The sequence below is a fragment of the Streptococcus xiaochunlingii genome (assembly GCF_006385805.1).
Lineage (GTDB): Bacteria > Bacillota > Bacilli > Lactobacillales > Streptococcaceae > Streptococcus > Streptococcus xiaochunlingii.
Window position 1 is genome coordinate 592,222 of record NZ_VFSG01000001.1, and the last position, 15,443, is coordinate 607,664.

Consider the following 15,443-nt stretch of genomic DNA (forward strand, 5'->3'; position numbering starts at 1 on the left):
CACCTCTTTTCATTTTGTTGGATAGAAGAGAATTCTTCTCTATCACTATTGATCTATTCTTTTTCAAAATATGACTTCTATTCTACCCTAATTTTTCAAAAAAAGCGAACGAGAGGAATAAGGTGCACATAAGAAAAGAGGCTGTACAAGGTCCCAACCTCTAGTTTTATCTTAATGGAATTGCATCCCCCATTCGTCATCTTTACCAACATTCTTACCAACCTCATGAGCGATTTTAAATTAAATAAGATGACTGGTGAATAACTAGGAGTATTTTCTTAACAAAAACACTTATTTTGCCTATTGTTTTGGGGATTATTTCATGCTACACTAATCATAAGAGAATCAAACAATAAGGAGATCAAACAATGAAAGAATTCATGGATAAATTGAATAACCTACCTAAGCCGGTTCAATACATTATTGCCATCATTATTTTCTTTATCGCTTTTTACATTTCTTATAGCTTGTTTTAAGTTAGAACGTACAAAGCTCTCTTTAGCTGATACAGTATTTTAAAAGAGGCTGGGACAAAAGTCCTAGCCTCTCAATTGTCTTTCGATTATCGAGCAAGACGCAGTGGTTGAGTGGGCTCTACTACGCTGATTTTATCAGCTTTTACAGCCCTACTCAACTGTGCGGAGGTGGGACGACGAAATCAAATTCTAACGAATTACCGATTTCTGTCCCACTCTCTTTCTTTTTTTAAAACATTTTAAAGACTGCTACTGCTAGTACTGATCCAATGATTGGCCCAACTACTGGGATCCAAGCGTAACCCCAGTCGCCATCTCCTTTGTTAGGAATAGGAAGGAGGCTGTGCATGATACGAGGTCCTAAGTCACGAGCTGGGTTGAGAGCGTAACCTGTGGTTCCACCAAGAGACAAACCAATCCCCACAATCAAGGTACCAACAGCAAAGGTACCAAGCCCTGCTTGAAGGTCATAAAGACCAAGCGCAAAGATCGTTAGTAGCAAGACAAAGGTTCCAAGAATTTCACTGATGAGGTTTGAAGTAGTGTCCTTAATTGCTGGACCTGTACTGAAAGTTCCAAGGATATTTCCAGGATTTTCTTCTGCTAAGTAATGCGGTTTGAACTGTAACCAGACAAGGACTTGCCCTACCATGGCTCCGGCAAATTGAGCAAGGATATAAGGAATGACAGATGCCCAAGCTAGGCCACCATTAAGAGCAACCCCAATTGTTACTGCAGGGTTCAAATGGGCCGGACTTAACTTACCAGAGATGAAGGCTGCGACAGCAACCGCAATCCCCCAACCAAGGGTAATGACGATCCAACCTGAGTTGTGGCTTTTCGTTTTTGGAAGAACCACTCCTGCTACAACCCCATTTCCCAGAAGAATGAGGATTAAGGTTCCTAAAAATTCACCAAATAATTCTTTCATATGATTTAATTCTCCATTATAAAGAGGGGAAGGTTAGACAGTCTTCTTTCCAACCCCTTTTTTGTTTTTCTTAGTTTTTTAATGTTGCCAAGTCATTGTTTTCCAAAGCGACTTGCAAGTCTTTGCGGTAGCCAACTTTTTCTTCTTCTGACCATTCATAGAAGCGGCCCATTTCATCCAAAACAGGTTCGATCATCGCATCTAAGCTATCCCGCATAAAGAGCATGTGGTTGGTACGACGAAGAAGGAAATCAACTGGGCTGAGTGCCAATTCATTGCGCATTGCATAGTGAAGTGACAAGGTATCAGCCAAGCTCAATCCAGGTGCCTGTTCCACGCTATGAGCAAGGGCGAAGACCTTAGGTGCATTGGAACCATATAGGTTAGCTAGGTAGTGAGCTTCCTTGCTGTCCAAGCCACGAGATACTCCTAGTTGAGCAAAAGCTTCAATTTCAGAATCCACGTTTGTTGGGTTAATTTCGCCACCAGATACTGGGTAGGTCTTAGAATTGATTAGCTTAAACTGACGGTCGAACTCTTCCTTAAGAATGTTCAAGACACGCTCCATAGCCCCTTCAGCCATCTTGCGGTAGTCTGTAATCTTCCCACCAGCAAGGGTCAAAAGACCATTGTCATCGCGATCGAGGCTTGATCCACGTGAGACAGCAGATGGATCCAAGTGTTTTTCAGAAGTGCTACCTTCCAAGTGGCTGATTGCTGATTCAACATCTTCACGAGATTTTTCTTTAGAAAGATAGCCTTCAACTGTTGCAATCAAAGTATTAAAGCTTTCATCACTGATGGTTCCGTTGTTTCCACCATTGTAGTCAGAAGCACTATTTCCTGAGATCAAAGGACGGAGACCAGCCCAGCTACTTTCGATGTCATCGATGGTGATGTGAGCTTCTGGGAAGCGGTTATTTACGATACCTAACAAGTAGTCGACATCTTCTTGGGTCACTTTTGGATGCTCTAAGTCACCAGTGTAGTCTGTATCAGTCGTTCCAAAGTAGGTTTTGTTTTCCCGTGGCAAGACGAAGACCATCCGACCGTCTCCAAGACCAGTGTCAAAGTAAACTGGTTGAGAAACCTTGATCTTGCTTGTGTCTACGACCAAATGCACACCCTTGGTTGGACGCATTTGTGAATGCTGCTCTCCATTATTTGAGAGATTACGCACTTTATCGCTCCAAGGACCAGTTGTATTAATCACCAAACGAGCCTTGATTTCAAAGACCTCGTCTGTCAAGAGATCACGCGCCACTACACCTGTGATCTTACCAGATTCATCAAAGAGGAATCCTTCTGCTTTTACGTGGTTGGCAATAAGTGCACCATCTTGGTTGGCACGTTTGATATTTTCAATCACCAAACGAGCATCATTGTTGCGGAAGTCTAGGTAAACCCCACCACCGACAAGACCTTCTTGTTTCAACTCAGGCTCCCGAGCCAACACTTCCTCCTTGGTCAAAACCTTGTTGGCAGCTGGTGTATTGCTGACACCTGCCAAGAGGTCATAGAGGTCCATGGCTACCTTGAGACGGAAGAGGCTGAAAGTTGCCCCATCTTCATCATAGACTGGTAAGAGCATTGGGTCTGGTTTTGGAATATGAGGAGCAATTTGTTGCACCACTGCACGTTCTGAAACCGTATCTGATACCACTTCTACGTCAAATTGTTTGAGGTAACGAAGTCCACCGTGGACCAATTTTGTTGAACGACTGGAGGTTCCTTCCGCAAAGTCCTGCATTTCGATCAAACCTGTTTCAAGACCACTGGCTGCTGCCTGCAAGGCTACACCAGCACCTGTGATCCCACCTCCGATGATCAAAAGATCAAGGGTGCGTTCTTGCATTTTCTTAATCGATAATTCACGTGTTTTCTTTGAAAATTCCATAATTCTTCACTTTCTATCCTTCTGGAGGCTGGACTAGTCTTCTGTTTCTGCAAAGACTTGGGTTGCTTTAACAGCTTTCTTCCATCCCTTGTAGAGTTGTTCTTTACGAGATTCGTTCATAGAAGGCTCAAATAGTTCACCAGTTGCATTGAGTTCTTTCAATTCATCTAGGTCTTTCCAGTAGCCGACTGATAGACCTGCAAGGAAGGCTGCCCCCAAAGCTGTTGTTTCCAAGTTTTTAGCACGAGCGATATCAATACCAAGAATATCCGCTTGGAACTGCATCAAGAAGTTATTCATAGCTGCTCCACCGTCCACTTTAAGGACTTGAATAGCCGTCTTAGCATCAACCTGCATAGTATCAATGATATCCCGTACTTGGTAAGCAATGGATTGAAGAGTCGCCTTAATAAAGTCTTCTTTGGTTGTTCCACGAGTCAAACCAAAGACAGAACCACGAGCATTTTGATTCCAGTATGGTGCCCCTAGACCTGTGAAGGCCGGTACCACATAAACTTCATCGTTGTTGTGAGAATCACGTGCATATTGTTCAGATTCAGGTGAGCTTTCCACCATGCGTAGACCATCACGAAGCCATTGAATGGCACTACCAGCGATAAAGATGGAACCTTCCAAAGCGTAGTAGACTTTACCATTGATTCCATATCCAATGGTAGTCAACAAGTTATTTTCAGATAACTGCATCTCTTCACCAGTATTCATGATGATGAAAGATCCAGTACCGTAAGTATTTTTAACCATACCAGGTTCAAAGGCCAACTGTCCAAAGAGGGCTGCTTGTTGGTCACCTGCCATACCAGAGATAGGCACTTCTCCTCCGTAGAAATGGAAAGGAGCTGTTTTCCCATAGATTTCAGAGTTTGAACGCACTTCTGGAAGCATTGCCTTAGGAATATTAAGGATTTCCAAAATCTCATCGTCCCATTTTAGGTCTTTGATATTATAGAGCATGGTACGAGCAGCATTTGAATAGTCTGTTACGTGAGAAGCTCCGTCTGTCAACTTCCAAACCAACCAAGTATCGATGGTTCCGAAGAGCAATTCTCCTTTTTCAGCCCGTTCTTGAGCTCCTTCTACATGGTCCAAAATCCAGCGAATCTTAGTTGCTGAGAAGTAGGCATCAATGACCAAACCTGTTTTTTGGTGGAATTTTTCTACATAACCTTGGCTCTTGAGCTGTTCAGCTAAAGGAGCTGTTTGGCGAGACTGCCAGACAATGGCATTGTAAATTGGAAGGCCAGTATTCTTATCCCAAACAACAGTTGTTTCCCGTTGATTGGTAATTCCGATAGCTTCGATTTGTCCTGGTTTGATACCACTTTCGATAAAGGCACCAGCGATAACAGACTGAACAGAGTTCCAGATTTCATTTGGATTGTGTTCAACCCAACCAGCTTGAGGGAAAATTTGAGTAAACTCTTTTTGGCTAGAGCTTACTTTTTCTCCTTTTTTATTAAAAATGATGGCTCTAGAACTAGTTGTTCCTTGGTCAATGGCCATAATGTATTTTTCTTGTGACATGAACTGTCCTCCTGGAAAAAGAAATATTCTTTAGGAGACGTACTCCTTACATTGTCTAGTATACAAAATAAACCGCTTTCATGTTCATCAATTTTTTTTTAATTTTTAAAAAATATGAGGGGCGTCTCTTGAATCGCTTGAGACAGAAGAGATTTCCACACTTCTGTTCTATTAAATTTTCAGACAAATCTAAGCATTTTCCAACAAAAAAAGAAGACCCAAGTCTTCTTTGTAATCTACTAAGAATTGGCATCCCCATAAATCATCTGACGAATATTGGCTAAATCTGTCAGATCCAAGTCATATTTCAAATAATAGACAGGAATTCGCTTGCTATGGCTAATAGGATTGTTGGTCACAATCAAATCATAATCCGTAGCTGGATCAAAGGCTTCAATGGTAATAAAACGATTGTACTCCAAGTAGCGCTTGAGGACCTCTGTCATCCGTGTATAGCCTAGATAGCCCACTGTTAAGTCCAGGCCAATCTTAATTTGACGCCCACTATTCTCCACGATATAATCCATTAATTGAAGCCACTCCCACCTAATTTTTTTATCCAGGGCAGTCGCTTGGGAAAAGAGAGGCAGTTTGCTAAAGATGGAATCTGCTACTTCTCTATAGTCATGGCTACTAAATCCATAGGGAGGATGCGTTTCAAGCTGGTATTTATGCTTGTCTTGTAGCAGATAGCCAGAAAATAGATAAACTTGGCCACAAATTTGACTCAATTCATAGGTCACTGGGCCCTCTATATACTCTCCTAAAAGCTTTTTCGTTTTCATCTCTTGAATGAGTTGCGTAGTCAAAGCCCCAATCTCCCCTCCAAATCCTAAGATATACTCCATGGTATGAAGGGGGAGGATCCGATGGGTGACTAGAAAAGCAAAGAGGATCAACATCTCTCCATCCTCATAGCTAAGAGCAATGTGTTTCCCTGAAAAGAGCTGGTCTACCCTATGAAACAAACGTTGATAAAATATATTGTCCGTATAGCCCTTCATCTTCTGTTCAATTTCTCGGAATTGACAGGCATTAACCTTGAGTCGTTGCTGGGTAATATGGGACCAGAGAACAAAATCCAAGCGTTGTCCTTGAGACAATTTTGCTCCACAGAGCTCTTCTAAGGTTGCAATTTCGGTTTGTCTTTCTTTCTTGTCCAGTTCTTGTTTCCAGTCTGCACTAGCCCAGATCTTTCGTAGCAAGCCAAAATAAAAATAGCGAATCTTATGTTCAGGCCCTTTCAAGCGCCCATTGTGGATGGAAAATTGAAACTCAGCTAATAATTTGTTTAAGCCCGAAATATGACGCCCTAATGTCGCTTCACTAATCAAGAGTTCCTGAGCTAGTTGCTGAGCTTGAAACTGGCCATGATACAGCAAATAGATCAATAGTTGGTACTTGATGGCATTGTCCAAAAAAGCCCGCCGAATGTCCCGCCCCTTGGTATCCGAATCCACAAGAAGGCGAAGATTTTCATCTACTACCTCAATGGAAAGGGCCAGCTGATTTTCTTGGGCCTTGTCATTGATCAGTGCAAGATATTTGTTCAAGGTTGCTTTGGAAAATTCCGTCTCAGCCATCACTTCTGACAGACTGCTTGGAGAATGCTTTTGCAGATGAGACAGGATTAAAAACTGCCCACCCTCACTTTTTTCCATTAAATCAGCTAAATGCATTTTCAGAAAACCCTTCCATGATATTAGTTTTAGCATAACACAAAACTTATGAAAGTCGAAATATAATGCTTACCAGCTCTATCTAAATATCACAAATCTCTAAATTATAAAACCTCCCACCGAAATTAGATGAGAGGTGCAACTCTATTTCTATGATTTTCGCATAGTCACTAGCCAAGTGGCTACTAGGATTTTGAAAATAATTTGCTCATTTTACCTCCGTAACAGGATGATAAATCAGATAGTCCCCCCTAATCCGCGTCAACCCAAAGATGGTATTGTTCACAATGGAGACATCGAAAGAGATAGCCACACATAGAACCATCCTTGACTAAGTATTCAGCTACATCCTGAAATTCATTACGTGCCTCGTATTCTGCTAAGACTTGCTCTGCAATGCCCATCTCTTCCAGTTCACGAGTGCCAACTGTCCCCAGATAGACACAGTAGTCTTGGCAACAAGAGAGCCAATATTCGCCCTGCCAGCTACTATAGCCTGGAGTTTGACAGAATAGGACCTGGTCTTTTTCCTTATCCATGACCCCTTGCCAATCAGCATCTTGGATAAACTCTGCTTCAAACTTCTGGGCAGCACGACCTGTAGCAATACAAGTCGGACAGAGATGACTTAGCTCTTCTTCACAATAGGGTCTCAACGCATAATAAATGGTGTGGGCTTCCCCACACGAAGGACAGGTCTTAGGCTCTCCTTCCTTAAAGGCACCCGTTGCTAGTGGGTCCGGATGATAGCGGAAGGTTGGCAATTCATTGATTTTCTCTTTATGAGCCTCTTTTTCTTTTTCAGTCAAGGGACGCGGGAGAGCAAAGCGATCTCCATGACTATGACTCATCTTTTCTAAGATGAAAAGTTTCTTAACTTGCTTACGATCAGACTTGTCTACTAGCTCTGTGAAGAGGGCAAAGGCACTGGCATACAAGCCCAACTCTTGGTAAACATCCACCAAGACCTGCTTAGCTTCTGGAGTTTCCAGTAAAGCTAGACGATCTGCAAATTCATAGAGAGCTAGCACGCTGGATGAATCCTTATCTTGCGCTTGGAACTGCTTTTTAAGCCGGATATATTCTTTCATCGAATCGATCATAGGACTACTCGCTTTCATTTTTAAAGGAAACAATTCGTAAATTCTATTTCTACAGATGATTGTATTCTAACGTGAATCATGTACTTTAAACCCATACCTACCAGCATTTCGCTTGAGTTTCGCAACTAACACTTCATTGCGCTTGCTTTTCCCGAAAAAGAGGGGAATGGTCTTACCATTTCTGAGTTCGGTATAGAAAGCATAGCGACTCCCACCACCAGCGCGACCACGGAGTAGCAAGTAGGTAATTTGCTTAATCTCTTTCAGTGGGATCATTCGCCGACTGAAACACAAAGGCACATGAATGTAGAAGATGCCACTGTTAATATGGAAGGGTGCAAAGAAGGGACCACCACTACGTCGGCTAGCCAACCAGCGACGAACGAATAACGTAATGCTGAAGAAGCCAATAAAACCAACACTTAATAATACTGGTCCTGATCCTAAACTTGCCATTCCATTTCTCCCTCCATAAATTCTAAATACACAGTACAATTGTTGACTCGGCCTTAATCAGTATGCTTTTTAGTCTTGGTTAATAAGATGATGACAGCCACTAAGAGAAAAATTCCAAATCCGAAAGCAACTTGTTCTAAATCTTTTAATCCTTCAATGTAGGGTAGGAAATACATACTTGATTCTACTAATAGAAAACCAATAAGAATAAGGGCTAGAGCAAAGTAGCTCCATTTTTTACTCATCTTTAGCTCCTTTCCTTAGCTGGAATTCCATCAAACTTAACTAGCTGGAAATTCTATTTGGTTTCAACCCATTTTTCATTGTCCATGATAAAGGGCTTAGCTAGACCTTCACCGGTGTAATCTTGGTATTTGGTCTCCAAGTATTTGTAGACATCTTCTTTAGTCGCAAACTTGATGGCTTGATATGGTTCTTCAAAAGTAAGTTTTTCGACAAAGAGATAGCCTTCCTTGGCAGGTACCAAAACGCCCACGTGACCAACAAAAAGGGTATTACCGTCTAAATTGTCATGAACGATGACAGAAAGCATACGCGCGTTTTCATTGAATTTGAAATTAGAAAAATACTCTTCCATCTTCTTAGCATGGACCTTGACATCCGTTGTAGCTTCTGTTGAAACTCGTGAGTAGAGAATGTTAAAGGCTTCCTTGTCTGCCTCATCAAAGACTTTTCCTTTGTCAATAGCATCATTGTCCACAAACAAGAGTTCACTATCCGCCTGCTGCTTAGGAATCTCGATGCGGTTCTTCAGCAAAGTATAACTATTGATCCGGCAGTTGGTCCCGACGAAATCGCCCTTCTGCTTGGTCCACAAGTCACTGATCTTCTCCACATCGTATTCCGTCTTTTTGAAGGTGCTGAAGTCACCTATCAAGCCGACCGAGCCAACAATGCTATCGTAGTCGGTTACTAGACCCAGAAACTTGTCTACACTTTCCTGATCCAAATAAGCAGATAAGAGAGCCCGCACTTCTTCGACGCTTTCCTTGCTATTAAGGTTGCTATAGGTTCCCTTGTAGTGCTCCTTGTCTGAATGGGACTGCTGCACTGTGGAGCTTGCCTGTTTTTCATTGGATTGCTTTTGGTTGCTACCACAAGCCGCTAAAGCAAAGATTGCCAAGGCACAGCTAGTAAGGAGAATAATTTTTTTTGATGGTTTCATAAAGTAGTTCCTTTTCTATATACTAAGATGTTTTGTACCATGATTCATTTCTTTTTCCTATCGAATCTCCTTATCCTATATTATAGTTTAAAACTGACTTAGCTCCAACTATTTTTTACGAATTAAGGAAACTTTATAAGTAGCAAAAAAGAGCTGGAAGCTGTCCAGCTCTTCAAAGAATAATGAAACTTATTTAATTTTGTGTTTGTTCATCTTTTCTTCAAAGACTTCCGTCATAATGACACGCAATTCTTCCCGTTCTTTTTCAGGAAGGTCTCCTTGGCGCTTGGCCACGGCATAGAGTTCAGGATAGCGCATAGCCACACGTTCAATCGTCTTTGTTGTCGCATGCCCTCTGACAAAGAAAGGAATACGCTTGATCCATTCTTGCGGTACAAGAGCAAGCAACTTCTTCGCCGCTTCTTTATCAGAAATCTCAGCTGTACTCAAACCTTGGTTGATTTGTTCTTGTTCTTTTTCTGTAAAATCTTTTAATTCCATTCAGAACCCTCATTATCTATTTGTATCTAATAGTACATTATACACATAAGAAATCAAAAGTACAATTATAACCTTTCCTTAGCTGAAAGGAAAAATTAATAGCACAACAGTATTATCCGCATAAAAAAGCCTCAAGAATTATATTCTTGAGACTTTCTTGTTAAATCAAATGCGCTAATACACTATAGTTAGTTATATATTAGTTATTTGAAATTTTACGTTTCAACAACACTGCTCCTGAAAGAACAATTGCTCCTGAAAGGATCAATCCGCTTGCTACGACTTCACCTGTACTTGGGAGAAGGACTTTGCGTCCGCCACCGTTACCATCTCCATTTCCGCCAGGGTTTCCTGGTGCTGGAGTTGTTTTCTCTGGAGTTGTTGTGGTTCCACCATCACCATTACCTGAACCATGGTTATCTGGTTTATCCGGAGTTGTTACAGTTGTATCTTCACTTACTGTAGTAGTTGTTGTAGTTGTATCCTCACTTACTGTAGTAGTTGTTGTGGTTGTATCTTCACTTACTGTAGTAGTTGTTGTGGTTGTAGGTTCCTCAGTTGTTGTAGTGGTTGTTGTTGTAGGTTCCTCGGTTGTTGTGGTTGTTGTTGTGGTTGTTTCACCACCACCTTCACCATGGTTATCTGGATTTTCCGGAGTTGGTGTGGTGGTTGTAGTTGTGGTAGGTTCCTCAGTTGTTGTAGTTGTGGTTGTTGTAGGTTCCTCAGTTGTTGTAGTTGTAGTTGTGGTAGGTTCCTCAGTTGTTGTAGTTGTAGTTGTTGTAGGTTCCTCAGTTGTTGTAGTTGTGGTTGTTGTAGGTTCCTCAGTTGTTGTAGTTGTGGTTGTTGTAGGTTCCTCAGTTGTTGTAGTTGTGGTTGTTGTAGGTTCCTCAGTTGTTGTAGTTGTAGTTGTGGTAGGTTCCTCAGTTGTTGTAGTCGTGGTTGTTGTAGTTGTTGTCGTAGTTGTAGTTACATAAGTATTTGTAAACTTACGTGGAGAATCTGCTTCTTGAACAGTTGCAACAAGCTTACCTTCACCATTATCTACTACTGAAACATGGACAGTGTAGCTTTCTTCTGAATAAGTAACACCTTCTTCAGAACCAGCTTTCTCTGTAATCACATATTCATGCTCACCTGGTTCAGTGTATGAAAGTTTGAAGGCTACTTCATTTGTTGCTACTTCAACACCTTCAACTTCTTTACCGTTTGATGATGTTGCAATAACATTTCCGCCTTCGCTCAATTCAAACTCAAATTGTTCTTTAGCAAGTTCTTTACCAACTAATTCTTTAGTTGCTTTGATAACAGCTTCTGCTGGTGTTGCTTTATATTTGTTTGTAAACTTACGAGTTGAATCTTCTTCTTTAACAGTAGCAACTAATTTACCTTCACCATTATCTACTACTGAGACATGGATTGTGTGGCTTGCTTTAGAGTATTCAACTCCTGCTACTGATCCAGCTTTTTCTGTCAACACATATTCGTGTTCACCTGGTTCAGTGTATGAAAGTTTGAAGGCTACTTCATTTGTCGCTACGTCAACACCTTCAACTTCTTTACCGTTTGATGATGTTGCAATAACATTTCCGCCTTCGCTCAATTCGAATTCGAATTGTTCTTTAGTAAGTTCTTTACCAACCAATTCTTTAGTTGCTTTAATGACAGCTTCTGTTGGAGAAACTTTATAAGTATTTGTAAACTTACGAGTTGAATCTGGTTCTGTGACAGTCGCTACAAGTTTACCTTCACCATTATCTACTACTGAGACATGGATTGTGTGGCTTGCTTTAGAGTATTCAACTCCTGCTACTGATCCAGCTTTTTCTGTCAACACATATTCGTGCTCACCTGGTTCAGTGTATGAAAGTTTGAAGGCTACTTCATTTGTCGCTACGTCAACACCTTCAACTTCTTTACCGTTTGATGATGTTGCGATGACGTTTCCGCCTTCACTCAATTCGAATTCGAATTGTTCTTTAGTAAGTTCTTTACCTACTAATTCCTTAGTTGCTTTAATGACAGCTTCTGCTGGAGTAGCTTTATAGGTATTTGTAAACTCACGAGCTTCGTCAGCTTCTGTGACAGTCGCTACGAGTTTACCTTCACCATTATCTACAACTTTAACATGAACTGTATAGCTTTCCTTAGAGTAAGTAATTCCTTCTGCTGTACCAGCTTTTTCTGTAATTGTATATTCGTGGTCTCCAGCTTCAGTATAGAGAACTGAGAAGACTACTTCATTTGTTGCTGCTTCAACACCATTGACTGTCTTACCATTTGAAGACGTTGCAATGACTTTACCACCTTCGCTCAATTCAAACTCAAATTGTTCGTTAGCAAGTTCTTTACCTACTAAATTTTTAGTTGCTTTGAATGTAGCACGAGCTGGTGATGGTTCATATGTGTTTGTAAAAGTTGGTGCTTGAGTTGTAACCTCAGCTTTAAGTGTTCCACCTTCAGCTTTAACAACAACTGTTACTTCATATGAGTTTTCATCAAATGTGATTCCTGGAACTTTCGTTTCGGTATTTTCTTTGATGACATAGTTGTAGGTACCAGGACCTTTAGCTTTCAAACCTTCAAATGTGATGCTTCCATCTGCTTTGTTTGTTGTTGAAGCAATTGGAGTAGTCAAGTTATTTGCATTGTACAAATCAAACTTGAACTCACCATCTTTTAAGGCTACTGGACGATTTCCAGCAAGTACTTTCTTAGCAGTAATTGAGAAATCTGCTGCGATTGGTTCATCTTGAAGGTTGATCTTAGAACCTTCAGCTCCAAGAGTTACCTTGTATTCTTTTTCATCAAGAGTATATCCAGCAGGAGCTGTTTTCTCTTTGATGATGAATGTCTTACCGACATATTTTTGATCAAACTCATCAGAGATTGCTACACCTTTTTCATTTGTAGTCAATTCTGTAGTGATAGTTCCATCTTCTGACTTCACTGTATAAACAGCGCCTGCAACTGGAACCAATGTGAAGGCATTTGTCTTGTTGATCTTAATCTTGAATGCTGTAGAAGCTTCGATTTGTCCTTTTACAAGAGATACACGTTCAACTTTGAAATCTAAATTTGTACGATTACTACGTTGAGTAAGTGCAGTTCCATCTGCTGTAGTCAACTGGATAACGTTTTGAACTTTTCTTCCATCACCTGGTGTTGTTGTGTGGTATTCTACCCAATACGATTTAGATCCATCAGCAAAGATGATTTTGAACTGAGTATAGTTCTCATTCCAAGCTACAGTATAGTCAGTACCTTCCACCATCTTCTTAGCATCAGAAGGAACTTGAGAAGTACCATCGTTCAATGTAGCAGAAGAATAAACGACCAATGACTCTGGGATATACTGGATAGGAGCAAACTCAGATGTATTTGGAAGGAAGTCATTCAAAACTAAGTTCTTACCATAGTCTTGTCTTCCTGTGTTAACACGAATTCTCCATGGAGAGTATACATCTCCTTTACCTACTGAACCGATAGCTGCTAACTTAGCTGAAGTCCATTCTTTACTTACAACATCGTTACCGACCTTAGCATAGTTTTCGAAACCTTCTTGTTTGCTGTCAACAGTCTTAGAAGTAAAGGTGTGTGTGATGGTCTTCCCAACACCTTTATTTTCAAAGGTAAGCGGTGTTGCTGTTTGGTCACTCTTAAATAGGAAAGTAATTGCATAATTACCTTTCACACCCTTGACGGTGTCTCCACCAGTTTTGGCTTGAAACTCATCTAGGTTTTTCAAAGTAACACGAGCCTTACCGCCTTGGTTATCACCATTAGCAGTAACAACCACAGTACCGATATTAACTTTTGTTTCCTTATCATACAATTCAGTTGTTCCGTTATAGACGGTTACTGGAGTTGGAATATCCACATCAAAGTAATCACCATTAGCCAATTTGCCATCATATTTTTTCAGGTCAAATTGAACGAAGAACTGATTTGAACGATTAGTAATAATCTGATAAGTACCATCACTATTCGGTTCCAATTTGGAATCCGACATATTGAGGACACTGATGTCAGTTACTACACCTGTCAATTCTTTCCCATCTGCAAAAGCAACATTATTTGATGCAAATAATGTACCCAAGACGGTCAGAATCGAGACAAAAAATATTAAAAACGGCTTAATTTTAAACTTTTTCACCATTAAATATTTCCTTCTTCCTACACTTTTTTAATAATCATATTTAAAAAACCAACACCGTTTCTTAAATACGTTGAATTATTTAGAATAATTCAAAAATATAGTACTACTTTTAACAATTAAAGTCAATATTTTAAACTAAATTATACCAAATATTTATGCTATTTTTATTTCCCTTAAAATTTTAAATTTTAGCAAAAAAATTAGAGGGATTTTTCACCAAAAAAATCCCTCTTGTATAACTATACGTTTTAACTCGAATCAAGAAAACTGTCCTGGAAATATTTATCTGCTAAATTCGGTTTAATACGAACCTGAATTTGATTTTCTTTAGGATTAGTTTTATTGATAACAATTGTATGATTGAGTTTCTCTTAGATATTTATCATTCATCAATTCATTATTAAGTAATAACCCAATGTCTTCATTTTAAATCGTACTTCTAGACTTCTCCATCTTGGTAGTAGAAGAATTCAGACAGGTCTTCTTCAAGGAAAATACGAAGCATGTCTTCCATTTCTAATGAAAGATTTCTGTTTGGCAATTCTTTCAGGTCCTCCCACCAGACTTCCCCCTCTTCAGAGGATATTAAGTCTCCTTCAAACTTTTCTGTCTTATAAAAGAGAACTACATAACGAATCCCATCTTCCACCCAATCTTTCATTCCACAAATCTGGGGAGAAGCAATTCTTAAACCAGTTTCTTCTTCACTTCACGGATTACTGCTTCCGTAAATGATTCTCCCGCTTCGACATGACCACCCGGAAAGGTAATGCCTGGCCAGTCCTCTTTTTTGCGATTAATAACAAGAACTCTATCGCCATTTTTTACCATACAAAGATTCGTAAACTCAACACTCTCATTCATATAGATACCTCCTAACGATGTGTTTTTTCTTTGAGGACAGGATAAATAATCTGTATTCTATTCTTCTTTTAGTTGTACTTGTGTACAGGCTAGTAGGTCTCCAAGTTGCCTCTTATCTTTCCTAAACAGCGTCATTGCCAGTAAGGAAGCTGCGAGGAGAGTCGCCGAAATAGAGAGGCTAATGGATAACATATCAAAATTACTATAGAAACCATGAATCGTGCCCATATGACCGAGTTGCCAAGGTAAAAATTTGATGACGTTTCTAATCAAGCTAGCCTGCACTGTTTTTTTCTGGTAGACCAGTTCCAGTCCCGCTTTTGCCTTTCCAAAACTGCCATCATTTTTATAATCCAAGAATGTGAACAGGAGAGTGATTGGCAAAACAGAGGTGAAAAATACAAGGCACTGCGACTGAATTTCTGTAAACTCTGGGACGCCATTAAAAAAAATAATGTAAATAAGCATCGAACCTAAAAACAGAAGTACTAAATAAGCTAGAATGAAAAGATAATCAAACAGAAATTCTGTCATTCTTTTTTTTAACGAAATAGGATTGATTGCTAACATCTTCATCACCGTCTTCCCTTTCTCATCTCCAATTATAATATAAGGTTACGAATAAAGAAACTATTAATAAAATTAAAAGGCT

General features: G+C 40.1%; 11 protein-coding genes and 1 pseudogene. All 12 read right to left on the reverse strand.

All coding sequences use genetic code 11. From position 1 onward, the window contains the following. Window positions 1-705 precede the first annotated feature (705 nt). The gene (locus FJR71_RS03050; RefSeq protein ID WP_140814071.1) at window positions 706-1,407 is read right to left on the reverse strand and encodes an MIP/aquaporin family protein; all 702 of its coding nucleotides are present in this window, start codon (window positions 1,405-1,407) and stop codon (window positions 706-708) included. A 70-nt stretch (window positions 1,408-1,477) separates the two neighbouring features. Continuing rightward, a complete protein-coding gene (glpO, locus tag FJR71_RS03055; protein ID WP_140814072.1) occupies window positions 1,478-3,304 on the reverse strand; it encodes a type 1 glycerol-3-phosphate oxidase in 1,827 nt (608 codons plus the stop codon). A 33-nt stretch (window positions 3,305-3,337) separates the two neighbouring features. After that, entirely contained in the window at window positions 3,338-4,846 is a 1,509-nt protein-coding gene (glpK, locus tag FJR71_RS03060; protein ID WP_048788803.1) for a glycerol kinase GlpK, read from the reverse strand. 239 nt (window positions 4,847-5,085) lie between these two features. After that, a complete protein-coding gene (locus FJR71_RS03065; protein ID WP_140814073.1) occupies window positions 5,086-6,525 on the reverse strand; it encodes an AcpB/EbpR/MafR family transcriptional regulator in 1,440 nt (479 codons plus the stop codon). Window positions 6,526-6,776: 251 nt separating this feature from the next. Beyond that, the gene (locus FJR71_RS03070; protein WP_048788811.1) at window positions 6,777-7,628 is read right to left on the reverse strand and encodes a CbrC family protein; all 852 of its coding nucleotides are present in this window, start codon (window positions 7,626-7,628) and stop codon (window positions 6,777-6,779) included. Between the two features lie 66 nt (window positions 7,629-7,694). After that, complete coding sequence (locus FJR71_RS03075) at window positions 7,695-8,084, reverse strand: hypothetical protein (RefSeq protein WP_048788805.1); 390 nt, start codon at window positions 8,082-8,084, stop codon at window positions 7,695-7,697. Between the two features lie 53 nt (window positions 8,085-8,137). Further along, complete coding sequence (locus tag FJR71_RS03080) at window positions 8,138-8,329, reverse strand: hypothetical protein (RefSeq protein ID WP_140814074.1); 192 nt, start codon at window positions 8,327-8,329, stop codon at window positions 8,138-8,140. A 53-nt stretch (window positions 8,330-8,382) separates the two neighbouring features. Then, complete coding sequence (locus tag FJR71_RS03085) at window positions 8,383-9,270, reverse strand: DUF4300 family protein (protein ID WP_140814075.1); 888 nt, start codon at window positions 9,268-9,270, stop codon at window positions 8,383-8,385. Between the two features lie 189 nt (window positions 9,271-9,459). Beyond that, the gene (locus FJR71_RS03090; protein WP_006597213.1) at window positions 9,460-9,771 is read right to left on the reverse strand and encodes a hypothetical protein; all 312 of its coding nucleotides are present in this window, start codon (window positions 9,769-9,771) and stop codon (window positions 9,460-9,462) included. Between the two features lie 199 nt (window positions 9,772-9,970). Continuing rightward, the gene (locus FJR71_RS03095) at window positions 9,971-13,927 is read right to left on the reverse strand and encodes a Spy0128 family protein (RefSeq protein WP_140814076.1); all 3,957 of its coding nucleotides are present in this window, start codon (window positions 13,925-13,927) and stop codon (window positions 9,971-9,973) included. Window positions 13,928-14,366: 439 nt separating this feature from the next. Then, window positions 14,367-14,791, reverse strand: a pseudogene (locus FJR71_RS03100) (NUDIX domain-containing protein). A 57-nt stretch (window positions 14,792-14,848) separates the two neighbouring features. After that, complete coding sequence (locus tag FJR71_RS03105; RefSeq protein ID WP_140814077.1) at window positions 14,849-15,367, reverse strand: RDD family protein; 519 nt, start codon at window positions 15,365-15,367, stop codon at window positions 14,849-14,851. Window positions 15,368-15,443 lie beyond the last annotated feature (76 nt).